Raw genomic sequence first — 19,215 nt, forward strand, 5'->3', positions numbered from 1 at the left:
ACCCATACAGCATCTTGACGTCTGCTTTATGGGCGGTTAAGGTGCCTCTTGTGCGCCAGAAGTGCATATAAACGATAACATTGACCTGTAGACTTGATTATCATGGACAAATTCGACGCTAATCGCCGCAAACTGCTGGCGCTTGGTGGCGTTGCACTGAGTGCCGCCATCTTGCCGACACCTGCATTTGCGACGCTCTCTACCCCACGACCGCGTATCTTGACACTTAATAATCTCCATACCGGAGAGTCAATTAAAGCGGAGTTTTTCGATGGCAGAGGCTATATTCAGGAAGAATTGGCTAAACTAAACCATTTTTTCCGTGATTTCCGCGCGAACAAAATAAAGTCCATCGACCCTGGATTATTCGACCAGTTATATCGCCTACAAGGTCTGCTGGGCACCCGCAAACCGGTGCAACTGATTTCCGGTTATCGCTCCATTGATACCAATAATGAATTACGCGCTCATAGCCGTGGGGTAGCGAAGAAAAGCTATCACACTAAAGGCCAGGCAATGGATTTTCATATTGAAGGTATCGCATTAAGCAATATTCGCAAAGCCGCGTTATCTATGCGCGCAGGTGGTGTAGGATATTACCCACGCAGTAACTTTGTGCATATTGATACCGGGCCAGCACGGCACTGGTAACAATCGCTTAACGAAACAGGGGCAGTATGAATTATCGTATTATTCCGGTCACCGCATTCTCCCAGAACTGTTCATTGATCTGGTGTGAGCAAACTCGCCTGGCTGCGCTGGTCGATCCTGGCGGCGATGCAGAAAAAATCAAACAGGAAGTGGATGCCAGTGGTTTGACGCTAATGCAAATTCTGTTGACGCATGGTCATCTGGATCACGTTGGCGCCGCGGCGGAACTGGCGCAACATTATGGCGTGCCGGTACTTGGCCCGGAAAAAGAAGATGAGTTCTGGCTACAGGGCTTGCCGGCACAAAGCCGCATGTTTGGTCTTGATGAGTGTCAGCCACTGACGCCGGATCGTTGGCTGAGCGAAGGCGATACCATCAGTATCGGGAATGTAACTTTACAGGTGTTACATTGTCCGGGGCACACGCCGGGCCACGTGGTTTTCTTTGATAATCAGTCAAAACTACTGATTTCTGGCGACGTACTTTTCAAAGGTGGAGTGGGGCGCAGTGATTTCCCGCGTGGCGATCACAAGCAACTAATTTCCTCTATTAAAGATAAACTGCTGCCGCTTGGCGATGACGTGACTTTTATTCCAGGACATGGACCATTATCCACTCTCGGTTACGAGCGGTTGCATAATCCCTTCCTGCAAGATGAAATGCCCGTTTGGTAAAGACGCATAGAAAAGCCCGCTTTCGAAGCGAGCTTGGACTTCTGGCAGCGTGTGTTTTGTTTATGCCGGATGCAGCGCGAGCGCCTTATCCGGCCTACAAAATCGTGCAAATTCAAAATATTGCAGGGAGCGCGTAGGCCTGATAAGCGTAGCGCATCAGGCAATGTTGCGTTTGTCATCAGTCTCAGCCCGCTTTCGCGGGCTTCATTGTTTTTAACGCTTTACAGTACAGCCACAATCGCTTCGCACAACGGTGCCATGTTATCTGGCGTCATCCCGGCCACGTTCACGCGACCAGAAGCAACCGCATACACGCCAAACTCTTCACGCAGACGCAATACCTGCTCTTTAGTCAGACCGCTAAAGGAGAACATGCCATTCTGTTTGGTGATAAAGCTGAAGTCGCGGTTTGCGCCTTTCTCTTGCAACGTGTTGACGAATAACTGGCGCATACGCTGAATACGCTGGCGCATATCGGTCAACTCTTGTTCCCAAATAGCACGCAAAGCGTCGTTACTCAGGATGGCGGCAACGACAGAAGCGCCGTGCGCTGGTGGATTAGAGTAGTTAGCGCGAATCGCCGCTTTCATCTGGCTGAATGCGCGATCGACCGTTTCACTATCCGCAGCAACCAGGGTGCAGGCGCCAACGCGTTCATTGTACAAACCAAAGTTTTTTGAGTAGGAGCTGGCGACAATCAGCTCTTTATGTAGAGCAGCAAAAGCGCGCAAGCCTTCAGCATCTTCTTCCAGACCACGAGCAAACCCCTGGTAAGCGAAGTCAAACAGTGGCAACCAACCTTTCTCAACGGAAAGTTGTGCCAGTGTTTGCCATTGTTCTAACGTAGGGTCGATGCCGGTTGGGTTATGGCAGCAGCCGTGGAACAGGACCACGTCGCCAGCCTGAGCTTCGTTCAGGCTGTTAATTAGGGCGTCGAAGTCCAGAGTGTGGTTTTCCGCATCGTAGTAAGCGTATTCACGTACTTCCAGACCCGCAGCGTTAAAGACGCTCTTATGGTTCGGCCAGCTTGGGTTGCTTACCCATACACGCTTAACGCTGGTATTTTTCGCCAGGAAATCAGCGGCCACGCGTAGCGCGCCAGTACCCCCCGGGGTCTGGGCTGTGCGAGCACGTTTGTCGTTGATCAGGGCGCTACCTTTACCAAACAGCAGTTCCTGGGTGCAGCGACCAAATTCAGGGATACCGTCAATGCCGAGGTAGTTTTTGGTGGTTTCATTTTCGAGCAGATACTGTTCAGCTTTTTTTACGCTGGTTAGCACCGGGGTTTTACCCGTTTCATCTTTATAAACACCAATCCCGAGGTTAATTTTACCGGGACGTTCATCGGCACGAAATAGATCAGCCAGGCCCAGAATCGGGTCGGCAGGAGCGGCAGTTATGTTCTCAAACATGACGAGGTTCCATTATGGTTACAGAAGGGAAGTCCGCTATCAGGGTAACGGGAGATTTACAAAATTCCAACTATTACTGGTGAAAACGCAGGCTGTTTTTGCAAGACGTGAGATTGCTCTGGAAGGCATAAAAAAAACAGGACCAACGTCCTGTTTTTTAGGCATTTAACAAAGAGGTGTGCTATTAGAACTGGTAAACAATACCGACAGCAACAGTATCATCGGAACCGACACCCAGTTTGTTGTCAGAATCGATTTGGTTAATTGCGTAGTCAACGTAGGTGGACATATTTTTGTTGAAGTAGTAGGTTGCGCCAACTTCAACGTAGTTCACCAGATCAACATCGCCGATGCCTTCTACATCTTTCGCTTTAGATTTGGTATAAGCGATGGATGGGCGCAGACCAAAGTCGAACTGGTATTGTGCAACTAACAGAATATCTTGCGTCTTGTTAGCAAAACCGCCTTTGATAGGGGTTGCGTTACGAGTTTCGCCGTAGTTAGCCGCCAGGTAGACGTTGTTTGCATCATACTTCAGACCAGTTGCCCACTGCTCTGCCTTTTTACCCTGGCCGAGAGGCTGAGCTTCCTGCAAGTTGGTACGGTCAGCAGCACCATACGCTCCCACGATACCAAAGCCTTCGTATTCATAGCTGATGGAGCCGCCTACACCGTCACCGTTAGAACGTCTTGCGGTATCGCGCTCGTTTTTGCCCAGGTATTGAACAGCGAAGTTCAGACCATCAACCAGACCAAAGAAGTTGGAGTTACGGTAGGTTGCAACGCCGCCTACGCGACCCACGAAGAAGTCATCGCTGTATGCAGTGTCACCACCGAATTCTGGCAGCATATCGGTGTAGCCCAGTGCATCATAAACCACACCGTAGTTACGACCGTAATCAATAGAACCAACGTCAGCGAATTTCAGACCAGCAAACGCCAGACGTGTTTTGTTGCCATTCTGAGCATCGCTACCTTCTGAGTTGTTACCCTGGAAATTATATTCCCACTGACCATAACCGGTCAGATCGGAATTGATTTGAGTTTCCCCTTTAAAACCAAGACGGGCATAGGTCATGTCGCCGTTGCCGCCGTAACTGTTTTCACCGTTACCCTTGGAAAAATAGTGCAGACCAACAGCCTTGCCGTACAGATCCAGTTTGTTGCCATCTTTGTTATAGATTTCTGCAGCGTTTGCAGTACCCGCTACTAACAGAGCAGGCACGATCACTGCCAGAATATTGCGCTTCATCATTATTTATTACCCTCATGGTTTTTTTATGACACCTGCCACTGCCGCCAATAAGTTTCGTCAATAAAAATTTACGGAACTATTGATGAAAGTTTGGTGTCTTTATGTGTCTGCAGGCATCTTTCCATTCAAACTAACGTTTCGCTACCGTGAAAGTGCTACAAATATAAAGATATGGTTACAAAAAGAAAAAACATGTAACCAAAGGTAAAGTTTAAGGAACTTTGTGAACACCATCATATTTCTATAGGAGAGTGATGGTATTTACAGTAATTGGCATTTATTTATATGATTTTATTGTGTTTTTTGTAGGTGAAATGAAATTTTCTTTCTGATGATATCTTTCTGTGATGCTGATGAAATACACGTTCAGACATCTGGAGTGCCAAATAAAAGTATAAAAATTGTGCTATCAGATAAGAAATTACTAATCCGCAATAAGAATGTGGGTTGTTTTCTGTGCGAAAATGTTGCGGAGTAATATTCCGTAACAGGAAGGTGTTTTTGGAAAGGTTGTAAATAGATTGCTTGACTTAACACACAGATAATTTGACAGAAGAAAATAAAAAAGAGCCAGCAGGCGCTGGCTCCAGGAAAGGCTAAATTAGAAACTGGCGTTACGCGGAGTACGCGGGAACGGAATAACGTCACGCACGTTCTGTACGCCAGTTACGTAGGCAATCAGACGTTCAAAGCCAAGGCCGAAACCGGAATGCGGAACAGTACCGTAGCGACGCAGATCGCGATACCACCAGTAATCTTCCTTCTTCAGGCCCATCTCCAGCATACGCTCGTCCAGCACGTCCAGACGTTCTTCACGCTGGGAACCGCCGATGATTTCACCGATGCCCGGCGCCAGAACGTCCATTGCCGCAACGGTTTTACCGTCTTCGTTAAGGCGCATGTAGAACGCTTTAATATCTTTCGGATAGTTTTTCACAACAACCGGTGCTTTAAAGTGCTCTTCAGCCAGATAACGTTCATGCTCGGAAGAGAGGTCAACGCCCCAGTAAACCGGGTTTTCAAATTTCTTACCGCAGTTTTCGAGGATGGTTACCGCGTCGGTGTAATCAACCTGAGCGAAGTCAGCTTCAATGAAGCGCTCCAGACGTGAAATTGCATCTTTATCTACGCGTTCAGCGAAGAATTTCATGTCGTCAGCACGTTCTTCAAGAACGGCTTTAAAGACATATTTCAGCATCGCTTCTGCCAGACCGGCGATATCGTTCAGGTTAGCAAACGCCACTTCTGGCTCCAGCATCCAGAATTCCGCCAGATGGCGGCTGGTGTTGGAGTTTTCAGCACGGAAGGTCGGGCCAAAGGTATAGATTTTGGACAGCGCACAGGCATAGGTTTCGCCGTTCAACTGGCCGGATACGGTCAGGAAGGACTCTTTGCCGAAGAAATCTTTGTCGAAATCAACTTTGCCCTGATCGTTACGCGGCAAGTTTTCCAGATCCAGCGTTGATACGCGGAACATTTCGCCAGCGCCTTCGGTATCGGACGCAGTAATCAGCGGAGTCGAAACCCAGAAAAAACCCTGTTCGTTAAAGAAGCGATGAAGCGCTTGTGCCAGCGTGTGGCGAACGCGCGCTACGGCGCCGATCAGGTTGGTACGTGGACGCAGGTGCGCCACTTCACGCAGATATTCAATGCTGTGGCGTTTTGCCGCCATCGGGTAAGTGTCTGGATCTTCAACCCAACCAGCCACTTCAACGCTGCTGGCCTGGATTTCAAATTGTTGTCCCTGGCCCGGCGACGCCACGACTTTACCCGTTACAATGACCGAGCAGCCGGTGGTCAGACGCAGCACGTCTTCATTGTAATTGGGCAGAGAATTATTGATGACAGCCTGTACAGGATCAAAGCAGGAACCGTCATAAACGGCGAGGAAGGAGATGCCAGCTTTTGAATCTCGGCGGGTACGCACCCATCCGCGCACGGTGACTTCGCTGTCAACGGCTACGCGGCCCTGGAGTACGTCGGCTACAGGCACAACGCTCATAATATTCTCTCTGTTAATAGTCGGAAAAAATAAACACTTGTCCACCCGTAAATGGGGGGATACCTATGTTACCTGGCATCTGCAATCAGACAAGCAGAATTCGCAGATGGGACAAAAGATTTCGGAATTAAAGGTAAAAAAAGGGAGCCGAATAGCTCCCTGATGATATTAACTGGCTTTTTTAATATGCGGAAGGTCAAACGCTTTGCGCAGTGCGCGGACAAACGCTTTGTCATGGCAGATAGTTTTGCCAGGGCTGTCAGAAAGTTTCGCCACCGGTTTACCATTACACTCTACCAGCTTAATCACGATGTTCAGTGGTTTTACCTGTGGAATGTCGCAGGTAAGACGTGTCCCGATGCCAAAACTCAGTTGCACGCGGGATGCGAAGTGGCGATACAGTTCGACCGCTTTGCGTAAATCGAGATTGTCAGAGAAAACCAACGTTTTGCTCTGCGGATCAATCCCCAGCTTCTCATAATGAGCGATAGCTTTTTCGCCCCATTCCAGCGGATCGCCAGAATCATGACGCAGCCCCTGGTAACGACTGGCAAATTCCACGCCGAAATCACGTAAGAATGCATCCATGGTAATGCAATCGGTTAATGCAATGCCAAGTTGATTGGGATATTCCTCCAGCCAGGCCGCGAGCGCGGCGCGCTGACTGTTGGCAAGATCCAGGCTGATTTGCTGATGTGCCTGGAACCATTCATGAGCCTGTGTTCCCATTGGCGTCAGGGAAAGGCGGCGCGCCAGATCATAGTTGCTGGTGCCAACAAACCAGGATTCCTGTTGCAGACGTTTAACGATAGCTTCCTGAACTTCGCGCGAAAAACGACGGCGAGTGCCGAAATCCATCAGATGAAAGCGTGACATATCGAGATCGGCGGTTAATGCCGAGAAATCGACTAATTTGCTTTCCAGTGTGTCGAGAGCTTGCGCGACGTCGACCTGCGGTGAGCGATAGCGGTGCACCAGTTCGCTGATTACCGCCAACAACGGAACCTCCCAGAGGATAACTTCACGCCATGGGCCGCTTAAGCGAATATTCAGTTTACCGTTATCGTTGGTGACAGTGACCTGTTCCGGGTTAAAACGGAAATCACGCAACCAGTTGAGATAATCGGTCTTAAAGAAAGGCAGTGTTGAGAGCCACAGGTATTCATCATCCTGCAGGCGCAGGTGTTGCATCGCCTGAACCTGTTCACGAATAGCATCGGCATAAATACCCAGCAAATCGTCACCACGGCAACGAAACTCCGCCGCGACATGCACATCGTAGTAGTGATGAAACACGGCTTGCTGCATATGCAACTTATAAGCATCTGTATCCAGCAACGAGTGCAGAACAGGAGAAGCGAATTGTGTCATAGGTGCGCAGTAGCGTCCTCGTACGGGAGCGTTTAGTACAATAAACATCATCAGGAACTGCTGGAGTATACCTTGTTTCGCAATTTATTGAACCCTGATCACACCATATGCCACCTTTATGGTCGAGGGCATTTTGTGCCACATGTTATAGATATGTAGCAAAAAGAGTGCTTGTGTCTGAAAAGATGATGATTCTGCATAGCGGGATTTACGCAACAGGAATAGACTGAACACCGGATTCTATAAAAGATGCGAAAGGTTCTTTATGACTCAACAGCCACAAGCCAAATACCGTCACGATTATCGTGCGCCGGATTACCAGATTACTGATATTGACTTGACCTTTGACCTGGATGCTGAAAAGACGGTGGTTACCGCTGTCAGCCAGGCTGTCCGTCATGGCGCATCTGATGCTCCGCTTCGTCTTGACGGTGAAGACCTTAAACTGGTTTCTGTTCATATTAATGATGAGCCGTGGACCGCCTGGCGAGAAGAAGAGGGCGTTCTGATCGTTAATCAATTGCCGGAACGTTTTACGCTCAAAATTGTTAATGAAATTAGCCCTGCGGCAAACACTGCGCTGGAAGGGCTTTATCAATCGGGCGATGCGCTTTGTACTCAGTGTGAAGCCGAAGGATTCCGCCATATTACGTACTATCTCGATCGCCCGGACGTGCTGGCGCGCTTTACTACCAAAATTATTGCCGATAAAACCAAATACCCGTTCCTGCTTTCCAATGGTAACCGTGTTGCGCAGGGTGAGCTGGAAAACGGGCGTCACTGGGTGCAGTGGCAAGATCCATTCCCGAAACCGTGCTACCTGTTTGCGTTGGTGGCTGGCGATTTTGATGTACTGCGCGACACCTTCACCACTCGCTCTGGTCGCGAAGTCGCGTTGGAGTTGTATGTCGATCGCGGTAACCTGGACCGTGCGCCGTGGGCGATGACTTCGTTGAAAAACTCCATGAAATGGGATGAAGAGCGCTTCGGTCTGGAGTATGACCTCGACATCTATATGATTGTTGCGGTGGACTTCTTCAACATGGGCGCGATGGAGAATAAAGGTCTGAATATCTTTAACTCCAAATATGTGCTGGCGCGTACCGACACTGCCACCGATAAAGATTACCTTGATATTGAACGCGTTATCGGCCACGAATATTTCCACAACTGGACCGGTAACCGTGTGACTTGCCGTGACTGGTTCCAGCTCAGCCTGAAAGAAGGCTTAACCGTGTTCCGCGATCAGGAATTCAGCTCTGATCTCGGTTCCCGTGCGGTTAACCGCATTAATAATGTGCGCACCATGCGTGGATTACAGTTTGCAGAAGACGCCAGCCCAATGGCGCATCCGATCCGCCCGGACATGGTCATTGAAATGAACAACTTTTATACCCTGACCGTCTACGAGAAGGGCGCGGAAGTGATTCGTATGATCCATACTCTGCTGGGTGAAGAAAACTTCCAGAAAGGGATGCAGCTTTATTTCGAGCGTCATGACGGCAGCGCGGCGACTTGTGACGACTTCGTCCAGGCGATGGAAGATGCGTCGAATGTCGATCTTTCCCATTTCCGCCGTTGGTACAGCCAGTCTGGCACGCCAATTGTTAGTGTTAAAGATGACTACAATCCAGAAACCGAACAGTACACCCTGACCATCAGTCAACGTACGCCAGCTACGCCGGATCAGGCTGAAAAACAGCCATTGCATATTCCATTCGCTATCGAACTTTATGACAACGAAGGCAAGGTGATCCCGTTGCAGAAAGGGGGGCATCCGGTCAATTCGGTACTGAATGCTACCCAGGCGGAACAGACATTTGTTTTTGATAATGTCTACTTCCAGCCAGTGCCTGCGCTGTTGTGCGAATTCTCCGCACCGGTGAAACTGGAATATAAGTGGAGCGATCAGCAACTGACCTTCCTGATGCGTCATGCGCGTAATGATTTTTCTCGCTGGGATGCGGCACAAAGCCTGCTGGCAACCTATATCAAGTTAAACGTTGTTCGTCATCAGCAAGGGCAGCCGCTGTCTCTGCCAGCACATGTTGCCGATGCTTTCCGCGCAGTACTCCTTGATGAGCTGATTGATCCGGCGCTGGCGGCGGAGATCCTGACGCTGCCTTCCGTGAATGAAATGGCGGAACTGTTCGATATTATTGATCCAATAGCCATTGCCGAAGTACGCGAAGCACTTACCCGGACTCTGGCGACTGAACTGGCGGATGAACTGCTGGATATTTATAACGCGAATTACCAGCGCGAGTACCGTGTTGAACATGAAGACATTGCGAAACGAGCTCTGCGTAATGCCTGCCTGCGCTTCCTTGCTTTTGGTGAAACACACCTGGCTGATGTGCTGGTGAGTAAGCAGTTCCACGAAGCGAACAATATGACCGATGCGCTGGCGGCGCTTTCGGCGGCGGTTGCTGCACAGTTGCCATGCCGCGACGCGCTGATGCAGGAGTACGATGATAAGTGGCATCACGACGGTCTGGTGATGGATAAATGGTTTATTCTGCAAGCCACCAGCCCGGCAGCGAATGTACTGGAGACAGTGCGTGGTTTGTTGCAACATCGTTCATTTACCATGAGCAACCCAAACCGCATCCGTTCGTTGATTGGCGCATTTGCGGGCAGCAACCCAGCAGCATTCCATGCCGAAGATGGCAGTGGTTATCAGTTCCTGGTGGAAATGCTTACCGACCTGAACAGCCGGAACCCACAAGTAGCTTCGCGCCTGATTGAACCGCTGATTCGCCTGAAACGTTACGATGCCAAACGTCAGGATAAAATGCGGGCGGCGCTGGAGCAGTTGAAAGGTCTGGAAAATCTCTCTGGCGATCTGTACGAGAAGATTACCAAAGCACTGGCTTGATACGAGTGAGCCAAAATGCCGGATGTGACGCTGATACGTCTTATCAGACCTGCTAATCTGTTGAAATTGCGAGTCTTTGTGGGGAAGGTAAGATGTTCACGCCGCATCCGACATATTAATCATGACGCCGGACGGGTCGTTCAGGGCGTCCACGCTGCATCATCCGATGCAGCGTTTTCGATTCCAGTTCCGCTAGCGGAACTGACCCTAACATAGCGACGCACCATCTCCTGCTATCTGCATCAATATTACGAATGTCCGTGCCTGGCACCACCAGAAAGAAAAGCTTAAAAAGTATAAAAAAAGTGCAATAAGAAAACGTTTGCTATTTATTGCCGCAGGTCAATTCCCTTTTGCTCTGAACTCGCACATAATACGCCCCCGGTTTGCATACCGGGAATCCAGGAGAGTTCATGTACTACCCCTTCGTTCGTAAAGCCCTTTTTCAGCTCGATCCAGAGCGCGCTCATGAGTTTACTTTTCAGCAGTTGCGTCGTATTACCGGAACGCCGCTGGAGGCATTAATCCGGCAAAACGTTCCGGCGAAACCGGTTAGCTGCATGGGCCTGACGTTTAAAAACCCGCTTGGTCTGGCTGCTGGCCTTGATAAAGATGGCGAATGTATTGATGCGCTGGGAGCAATGGGATTTGGATCGATCGAGATCGGCACTGTCACCCCGCGCCCTCAGCCAGGTAATGATAAACCGCGTCTCTTCCGTCTGGTTGATGCTGAAGGTTTGATCAACCGCATGGGCTTTAATAATCTCGGCGTTGATAACCTCGTTGAGAATGTTAAAAAAGCCCATTACGATGGTGTTTTAGGGATTAATATCGGCAAAAATAAAGATACGCCGGTGGAACAAGGCAAAGATGACTATCTGATTTGTATGGAAAAAATCTATGCCTACGCGGGATATATCGCCATCAATATTTCATCGCCAAATACCCCAGGCTTACGTACCCTGCAATATGGTGAAGCCCTGGATGATTTATTAACTGCAATTAAAAATAAGCAAAATGATCTGCAAGCGATCCATCATAAATATGTTCCGATTGCAGTGAAGATCGCGCCGGATCTTTCTGAAGAAGAATTGATCCAGGTTGCTGATAGTTTAGTTCGTCATAATATTGATGGCGTCATTGCGACTAATACTACACTCGATCGTTCTTTAGTTCAGGGGATGAAAAATTGTGATCAAACAGGTGGGTTAAGTGGTCGTCCGTTACAATTAAAAAGCACGGAAATTATTCGCCGCTTGTCGCAGGAATTAAATGGGCGCTTACCGATCATCGGTGTGGGCGGTATTGACTCGGTAATTGCAGCTCGTGAGAAGATTGCAGCGGGTGCTTCACTGGTGCAAATTTATTCTGGTTTTATTTTTAAAGGTCCGCCGCTGATTAAAGAAATCGTTACCCATATCTAATTATTCCTTTCAATTTCTCTTTATAAGATAATCGGGGCTTTATTTTCAGCCCTGGTTGTTTTATATTCATTGCTGTTGCTTATTTAGACATTTTGTACTTTTCTTGTTGAGGTTATTAATCGAAGCGACAATGGAATATGTGGCGGTGAATTTATAGAGTAGGAGAGAGGCATATGAGAATTAAACCAGATGATAACTGGCGTTGGTATTACGATGAAGAGCATGATCGTATGATGCTTGATTTAGCTAATGGTATGCTATTTCGCTCACGTTTTGCTCGTAAAATGTTGACGCCGGATGCCTTTGCTCCTGCGGGATTTTGCGTTGATGACGCCGCGCTCTATTTTTCCTTTGAGGAAAAATGCCGCGATTTAGATTTATCCAAAGAACAAAAAGCCGAACTGGTACTCAATGCGCTAGTGGCAATTCGATATCTCAAACCACAAATGCCGAAAAGTTGGCATTTTGTTTCTCATGGGGAAATGTGGGCGCCGATGCCAGGTGATGCCGCCTGTGTCTGGTTGAGCGACACCAACGAACAAGTTAATTTACTGGTCGTTGAATCTGGTGAAAATGCTGCGCTATGTCTACTGGCGCAACCTTGCATAGTTATCGCCGGGCGCGCTATGCAACTGGGTGATGCCATCAAAATTATGAATGACAGACTAAGACCGCATATGAGTTATGACAGTCTCAGCCTTGAGCAAGCCGTTTAACTTTTCAGTTTCAGCGTAGTTTTCGGTACACAACTGCAACAAAGAATAGTCCCGTCGTCGTCCATGGCTGATTTTTTCAGTAGCGTGACTTCGCCCTCTAAAAGCTGAATGCGGCAACTTCCGCAAATGCCCGCACGGCAAGAATAGGGTATGCGAATTCCCTGATTTTCTAATTGTTCCAGCAATACCTGTTGGTTATTACCGCGAAATATTTGTCCCTGCCAGTTGATATCTACGTTTGCATCTGGTTGCTGCGTAGTAACGACAGTATCGTCTGTAGCAGCCGTGTCGTAGGTTTTTGACGGGGTAGTCGCCAGGATTTCCACCTTATCGCCAACACGAATAACGCCACTATTGCGGGCAATTAAATTCTGACCAAAATCGACATCGCCGTTATCTTGTGCGGTGCGAAAAGATTGCAGCGTTTTTAACGGTTCGCCAGCCGGGTGCTTTTGTCCTTTTTCTGGACTGATAGTCGTGAAAATACAACGGCTGCAGGGTTTCACTACATCAAATACTACGTCGCCTATCCGAATGATTTTCCAGGTATCTTCCTCCCATGCCGCTATGCCAGATACCACCAGATTCGGACGGAACTGCTCCATTTTGACGCTTGCCGGACAGCGTTGTTGAACATCGCGCAATGAGGCTTCATTAGCGAGCAGATAGGGATAGCCATCGGCAAAGGAAAGGGGAACGCTATTGTGGCGTTTTACGCGCCGCGTCATTTGTGGTCCTACCCAGCGTAGTTGAATCTCGCGGGAGAAAAATCCGCTTAACCATTTGTTGATCGCATCTGGCGCAATTCGCGCGGTAAAATGATTGCCCCACACTTCGGTTGGCGAATCCTGTATGGAGAAATCAGCAAAACGAACCCATACGCTGCTGCCATCAGGCGCGGTAAGGTGCAGGCCGTCATGTACCGGGGAAGGGGTAAAACGCACCATCTACGGAACCTGACGGGCGGTAATAAATGTACCGTCGGGTTCTGTGACCATAAAGATGCGATCGAAGGCCAGACCGCTGACATCTGCCAGGGCATGTGTAAGACCAATGCCGCGCATCGATTTAACTGGATGAATAAAAAGCCGGGTTAATGTCGCCACGGTGCGGTCCTCAAATGAAAATAAGCCCTCAACTTTATGACATGACGCGCTTATTAGCTATAATGCGCAACAATTTTCTTAGCGCCTGTCTCATTAGGCTATTTTATTTGTCAGTTTAGCCCAGGGCAGTGCTCGAAATCCTCACGTACTTGTGTACGCTCCGGTTTCTCCGCGCTGTCCATGTCCAAACTGACTGCAACAATTACGCCTACTGCGGTAGGCTCTTAGAGTAAAAGTGACGATATGAATTCTCTGTTTGCCAGTACGGCCCGTGGGCTGGAAGAGCTGTTAAAAACTGAACTGGAAAATCTGGGGGCCGTTGAATGCCAGGTAGTTCAGGGCGGGGTCCACTTCAAGGGCGACACGCGGCTTGTTTACCAGAGCCTGATGTGGAGCCGTCTGGCCTCGCGTATTATGTTGCCGCTGGGTGAGTGTAAAGTTTACAGCGATTTAGATCTCTATCTCGGCGTGCAGGCGATCAACTGGACAGAGATGTTTAATCCTGGCGCGACCTTTGCAGTCCACTTCAGTGGTCTGAACGACACCATCCGCAACAGCCAGTATGGCGCGATGAAAGTTAAAGATGCGATCGTGGATGCATTTACCCGCAAAAATCTGCCGCGCCCAAATGTTGATCGCGATGCGCCAGATATCCGCGTGAACGTCTGGCTGCATAAAGAAACCGCCAGTATTGCTCTCGATTTCAGTGGTGATGGTTTGCACCTGCGTGGTTACCGTGATCGTGCGGGAATTGCACCGATCAAGGAAACTTTGGCGGCGGCTATTGTGATGCGTTCCGGCTGGCAGCCAGGTACACCACTGCTCGATCCGATGTGTGGTTCCGGTACGTTGCTGATTGAAGCGGCGATGCTGGCGACCGATCGCGCACCAGGCTTACATCGTGGGCGCTGGGGCTTTAACGGCTGGGCGCAGCATGACGAAGTTATCTGGCAGGAAGTGAAAGCCGAAGCGCAAACTCGCGCCCGAAAAGGTCTGGCTGAGTACAATTCTCATTTTTATGGTTCCGATAGCGATGCTCGGGTGATTCAACGTGCGCGCACTAACGCCCGCCTTGCCGGGATTGGCGAACTGATCACCTTTGAGGTGAAAGATGTCGCGCAACTGACCAATCCGCTGCCGAAAGGGCCATACGGTACAGTGTTAAGCAACCCGCCATATGGGGAACGTCTGGACAGCGAACCGGCGCTGATTGCGCTGCATAGCCTGCTGGGCCGAATCATGAAAAACCAGTTCGGCGGCTGGAATCTCTCTTTGTTCAGTGCTTCGCCGGATCTGTTAAGTTGCCTGCAATTGCGCGCCGACAAACAGTACAAAGCGAAAAACGGTCCGCTGGATTGCGTGCAGAAAAATTATCACGTCGCTGAAAGCACGCCAGACAGCAAACCGGCAATGGTGGCGGAAGACTATGCCAATCGTCTGCGTAAGAACCTCAAAAAGTTCGAGAAGTGGGCGCGTCAGGAAGGGGTTGAATGTTACCGCCTGTATGACGCCGATCTACCTGAATATAACGTTGCCGTTGACCGTTATGCCGACTGGGTGGTGGTGCAAGAGTATGCGCCGCCGAAAACCATTGATGCACACAAAGCGCGTCAGCGTCTGTTCGATATTATCGCAGCAACCATTTCGGTGCTGGGGATTGCGCCGAACAAACTGGTGCTTAAAACCCGTGAACGGCAGAAGGGCAAAAATCAGTATCAAAAACTGGGCGAGAAAGGAGAGTTTCTCGAAGTCACCGAATATAACGCTCACTTGTGGGTGAACCTGACGGATTATCTTGATACCGGCCTGTTCCTCGATCACCGTATCGCCCGTCGTATGCTGGGTCAGATGAGCAAAGGCAAAGATTTCCTCAATCTGTTCTCTTATACCGGCAGCGCTACCGTGCATGCGGGATTGGGTGGCGCGCGCACCACCACCACGGTGGATATGTCGCGTACCTATCTGGAGTGGGCGGAACGCAACCTGCGTCTTAACGGCTTAACCGGACGCGCGCATCGCTTAATTCAGGCGGATTGCCTGGCGTGGTTGCGCGATGCGAAAGAGCAGTTCGATCTGATTTTTATCGATCCGCCAACTTTCTCTAACTCAAAACGAATGGAAGATGCGTTTGATGTACAGCGCGATCATCTGGCGCTGATGAAAGATTTGAAGCGTCTGCTGCGTGCAGGTGGGACTATCATGTTCTCGAACAACAAACGTGGCTTCCGCATGGATCTCGACGGTCTGGCAAAACTGGGACTGAAAGCACAAGAAATTACGCAAAAAACGCTCTCTCAGGATTTTGCCCGTAACCGCCAGATCCACAACTGCTGGCTGATTACTGCAGCCTGAAAGGAATAGTAATGTCATTAATCAGTATGCATGGCGCCTGGCTGTCGTTCAGCGACGCGCCGCTTCTCGATAACGCAGAACTGCACATCGAAGATAACGAACGTGTTTGTCTGGTGGGCCGTAATGGCGCGGGCAAATCGACGTTAATGAAGATCCTCAACCGTGAACAGGGGCTGGATGACGGGCGCATTATTTACGAGCAAGATTTAATCGTTGCTCGTCTGCAACAAGATCCGCCGCGTAACGTTGAGGGGAGCGTTTATGATTTCGTTGCCGAAGGTATTGAGGAACAAGCGGAATACCTGAAACGCTATCACGATATCTCGCAATTGGTAATGAACGACCCGAGCGAGAAGAATCTCAACGAACTGGCGAAAGTACAGGAATTGCTGGATCACCATAACCTGTGGCAACTGGAAAACCGCATCAATGAAGTGCTGGCACAGCTTGGGTTAGATCCTAACGTTGCGTTGTCGTCACTTTCTGGCGGCTGGTTGCGCAAAGCGGCATTGGGACGCGCGCTGGTGAGTAATCCGCGCGTATTGTTGCTCGATGAGCCGACTAACCATCTTGATATCGAAACCATCGACTGGCTGGAAGGGTTCCTCAAAACCTTCAATGGGACGATTATTTTCATCTCCCACGACCGTTCGTTTATCCGCAATATGGCGACGCGCATTGTCGATCTCGATCGCGGTAAACTGGTGACCTACCCGGGGAATTACGACCAGTATCTGCTGGAAAAAGAAGAAGCCCTGCGTGTGGAAGAATTACAAAATGCCGAGTTTGATCGCAAACTGGCGCAAGAAGAAGTGTGGATTCGTCAGGGGATCAAAGCACGCCGTACCCGTAATGAAGGCCGCGTGCGCGCCCTGAAAGCGATGCGCCGTGAACGTAGCCAGCGCCGTGAGGTAATGGGCACTGCTAAGATGCAGGTGGAAGAGGCCAGCCGCTCCGGTAAGATCGTTTTCGAAATGGAAGACGTTTGTTACCAGGTTGACGGCAAGCAACTGGTGAAAGATTTTTCCGCTCAGGTACAACGTGGCGACAAAATTGCGCTGATTGGCCCAAACGGCTGCGGCAAAACCACCTTGTTGAAATTGATGCTCGGGCAGCTTCAGGCAGACAGTGGACGCATTCATGTCGGCACGAAACTGGAAGTGGCTTATTTCGATCAGCATCGTGCGGAGCTTGATCCCGATAAAACGGTGATGGATAACCTCGCTGAAGGTAAACAGGAGGTGATAGTTAACGGTAAGCCGCGTCATGTACTGGGTTATTTGCAGGACTTTCTGTTCCACCCGAAACGGGCGATGACGCCAGTACGTGCGCTTTCCGGCGGGGAGCGCAACCGCCTGCTGTTGGCACGTCTGTTCCTCAAGCCAAGCAACTTACTGATTCTCGACGAACCAACTAACGACCTTGATGTCGAAACGCTGGAGCTGCTTGAAGAGCTAATTGACAGCTATCAGGGTACGGTACTGCTGGTCAGCCACGATCGCCAGTTTGTTGATAACACCGTGACGGAGTGCTGGATCTTCGAAGGCGATGGGAAAATTGGTCGTTATGTCGGTGGTTATCACGACGCACGCGGTCAGCAAGAACAGCATGTGGCGCTGAAACAACCTGCGGTGAAGAAAACCGAAGAAGTTGTTGTGTCGAAAGCAGAAACTGCAAAACGTAGCAGTAGCAAACTAAGCTATAAATTGCAGCGCGAATTAGAACAGCTACCACAACTGCTTGAGGATTTAGAAGCCAAACTGGAAGCTTTGCAGACGCAGGTGGCAGATGCCTCCTTTTTTAGCCAACCTCATGAGCATACGCAAAAAGTACTCGCTGATATGGCTGCTGCTGAGCAGGAACTGGAGCAGGCTTTTGAACGCTGGGAGTATCTTGAAGCGTTAAAAAATGGTGGTTGATCGCTAATCAATTGATTGAACGAAAGACGGCTGACAAAGACCAAACTGCCTGATGCGCTACGCTTATCAGGTCTGGGGGAACATCGCTTTATCGCGTTTCCCCGTTCTCCCAGGGCGGATATGCAGTCGTGTCGCATTCGGCATGAGAAACGGGCATTTTGTCAGCAATCTGTAGAATAGCGCATCATTAAGGAGTACCAATGTGCGAACATCATCATGCCGCGAAGCATATTCTGTGCTCGCAGTGTGACATGCTGGTGGCTTTACCCAGCCTTGAGCATGGTCAGAAAGCGGCATGTCCCCGGTGTGGCACAACGTTAACTGTGGCATGGGATGCACCCCGACAGCGTCCCACCGCTTATGCGTTGGCTGCATTGTTCATGCTGTTGCTGTCCAACTTGTTCCCTTTTGTGAATATGAATGTTGCGGGTGTAACCAGTGAGATTACGTTACTGGAAATCCCGAACGTGTTGTTTTCTGAGGACTATGCCAGTCTCGGCACTTTCTTCCTGCTGTTTGTGCAATTGGTTCCCGCCTTTTGCCTGATTACCATTCTGCTACTGGTAAATCGCGTTGAATTACCTGTCCGCGTAAAAGAGCAACTGGCACGGGTGCTGTTTCAACTCAAAACCTGGGGAATGGCGGAGATTTTCCTCGCTGGTGTGCTGGTCAGTTTTGTCAAACTGATGGCCTACGGCAGCATTGGCGTGGGCAGCAGTTTTCTGCCCTGGTGTTTATTTTGTGTGCTGCAACTGCGCGCTTTCCAGTGTGTTGATCGTCGCTGGCTATGGGATGATATCGCCCCGATGCCAGTGCTTAATCAGCCGCTAAAAGCAGGCGTCACAGGGATACGTCAGGGGCTACGCTCCTGCTCATGTTGTACAGCCATTCTTCCTGCCGATGTTCCAGTGTGCCCACGTTGTGGCACCAAAGGCTACGTTCGGCGTAGAAATAGCCTGCAATGGACACTGGCGCTGCTTGTTACGTCGATCATGCTGTATCTCCCGGCGAATATTTTGCCCATCATGGTGACCGATTTATTAGGCTCGAAGATGCCGTCGACTATTCTCGCAGGGGGTATTTTATTGTGGAGTGAAGGTTCTTATCCCGTCGCTGCAGTTATCTTTCTGGCCAGTATTATGGTGCCGACGTTAAAGATGATTGCGATTGGCTGGTTGTGCTGGGATGCAAAAGGTCACGGCAAGCGTGACAGTGAAAGAATGCATTTGATTTACGAAGTTGTTGAGTTTGTAGGCCGCTGGTCAATGATTGACGTTTTTGTTATCGCGGTGCTCTCGGCGCTGGTGCGTATGGGAGGCTTAATGAGTATTTATCCGGCAATGGGTGCATTAATGTTTGCTTTAGTCGTCATAATGACAATGTTTTCTGCAATGACATTTGATCCGCGTTTATCGTGGGATCGTCAACCAGATCCAGAGCATGAGGAGTCCTGAC

The 19,215-nt window shown here is 49.6% G+C and carries 12 protein-coding genes and 1 pseudogene; 8 read left to right on the plus strand and 5 right to left on the minus strand.

The window, feature by feature from the left end:
• The first annotated feature begins 102 nt into the window (after window positions 1–102).
• Together mepK and gloC are read left to right on the plus strand one after the other, a co-directional pair.
• On the plus strand, window positions 103–651 hold the full coding sequence (gene mepK / locus EA14781_RS07975) for a peptidoglycan L,D-endopeptidase MepK (RefSeq protein WP_002462368.1): 549 nt from the start codon (window positions 103–105) through the stop codon (window positions 649–651).
• Window positions 652–677: 26 nt separating this feature from the next.
• Window positions 678–1,325, plus strand: a complete 648-nt coding sequence (gene gloC, locus EA14781_RS07980; protein WP_001109461.1) for a hydroxyacylglutathione hydrolase GloC — start codon at window positions 678–680, stop codon at window positions 1,323–1,325.
• A gap of 221 nt (window positions 1,326–1,546) precedes the next feature.
• On the opposite strand, the gene aspC is transcribed toward gloC, so the two are convergent.
• The 4 genes from aspC to pncB form a co-directional block, all read right to left on the minus strand.
• Window positions 1,547–2,737 (minus strand): aspartate transaminase, encoded by a 1,191-nt coding sequence (gene aspC / locus EA14781_RS07985; RefSeq protein ID WP_000462676.1) that lies wholly within the window; start codon window positions 2,735–2,737, stop codon window positions 1,547–1,549.
• Between the two features lie 184 nt (window positions 2,738–2,921).
• Complete coding sequence (gene ompF, locus EA14781_RS07995; RefSeq protein ID WP_000977903.1) at window positions 2,922–3,992, minus strand: porin OmpF; 1,071 nt, start codon at window positions 3,990–3,992, stop codon at window positions 2,922–2,924.
• Window positions 3,993–4,593: 601 nt separating this feature from the next.
• Window positions 4,594–5,994, minus strand: coding sequence for an asparagine--tRNA ligase (gene asnS / locus EA14781_RS08000; RefSeq protein WP_000117893.1), 1,401 nt, complete (start codon window positions 5,992–5,994; stop codon window positions 4,594–4,596).
• Window positions 5,995–6,162: 168 nt separating this feature from the next.
• Window positions 6,163–7,365 carry a nicotinate phosphoribosyltransferase gene (gene pncB, locus EA14781_RS08005; RefSeq protein WP_002462367.1) on the minus strand — a complete coding sequence of 401 codons (1,203 nt, stop codon included), beginning with the start codon at window positions 7,363–7,365 and terminating at the stop codon, window positions 6,163–6,165.
• Between the two features lie 265 nt (window positions 7,366–7,630).
• Here pncB and pepN point away from each other — a divergent pair, with 265 nt between their 5' ends.
• From pepN to zapC, 3 genes are all read left to right on the plus strand, one after another.
• The gene (gene pepN, locus EA14781_RS08010; RefSeq protein WP_000193795.1) at window positions 7,631–10,243 is read left to right on the plus strand and encodes an aminopeptidase N; all 2,613 of its coding nucleotides are present in this window, start codon (window positions 7,631–7,633) and stop codon (window positions 10,241–10,243) included.
• Between the two features lie 413 nt (window positions 10,244–10,656).
• Window positions 10,657–11,667, plus strand: coding sequence for a quinone-dependent dihydroorotate dehydrogenase (gene pyrD, locus EA14781_RS08015; RefSeq protein WP_002462366.1), 1,011 nt, complete (start codon window positions 10,657–10,659; stop codon window positions 11,665–11,667).
• A 173-nt stretch (window positions 11,668–11,840) separates the two neighbouring features.
• Window positions 11,841–12,383, plus strand: a complete 543-nt coding sequence (gene zapC / locus EA14781_RS08020) for a cell division protein ZapC (protein WP_001220656.1) — start codon at window positions 11,841–11,843, stop codon at window positions 12,381–12,383.
• Here the strand turns inward: zapC and EA14781_RS08025 are convergent.
• Window positions 12,380–13,489 (minus strand): annotated as a pseudogene (locus EA14781_RS08025) (YcbX family protein). The gene zapC and the pseudogene EA14781_RS08025 sit on opposite strands and share 4 nt — an antisense overlap.
• Before the next feature lie 243 nt (window positions 13,490–13,732).
• Between EA14781_RS08025 and rlmKL the strand changes: the two are divergent.
• The 3 genes from rlmKL (at window position 13,733) to pqiA (ending at window position 19,214) form a co-directional block, all read left to right on the plus strand.
• Window positions 13,733–15,841, plus strand: a complete 2,109-nt coding sequence (rlmKL, locus tag EA14781_RS08030; RefSeq protein WP_001086498.1) for a bifunctional 23S rRNA (guanine(2069)-N(7))-methyltransferase RlmK/23S rRNA (guanine(2445)-N(2))-methyltransferase RlmL — start codon at window positions 13,733–13,735, stop codon at window positions 15,839–15,841.
• An 11-nt stretch (window positions 15,842–15,852) separates the two neighbouring features.
• Window positions 15,853–17,760, plus strand: a complete 1,908-nt coding sequence (locus tag EA14781_RS08035) for an ABC transporter ATP-binding protein (protein WP_000053055.1) — start codon at window positions 15,853–15,855, stop codon at window positions 17,758–17,760.
• Window positions 17,761–17,960: 200 nt separating this feature from the next.
• Entirely contained in the window at window positions 17,961–19,214 is a 1,254-nt protein-coding gene (gene pqiA / locus EA14781_RS08040) for a membrane integrity-associated transporter subunit PqiA (protein ID WP_000333195.1), read from the plus strand.
• Window position 19,215: the final 1 nt, after the last annotated feature.

Origin of the sequence: Escherichia albertii NBRC 107761 = DSM 17582 (assembly GCF_000759775.1) — a bacterium.
Lineage (GTDB): Bacteria > Pseudomonadota > Gammaproteobacteria > Enterobacterales > Enterobacteriaceae > Escherichia > Escherichia albertii.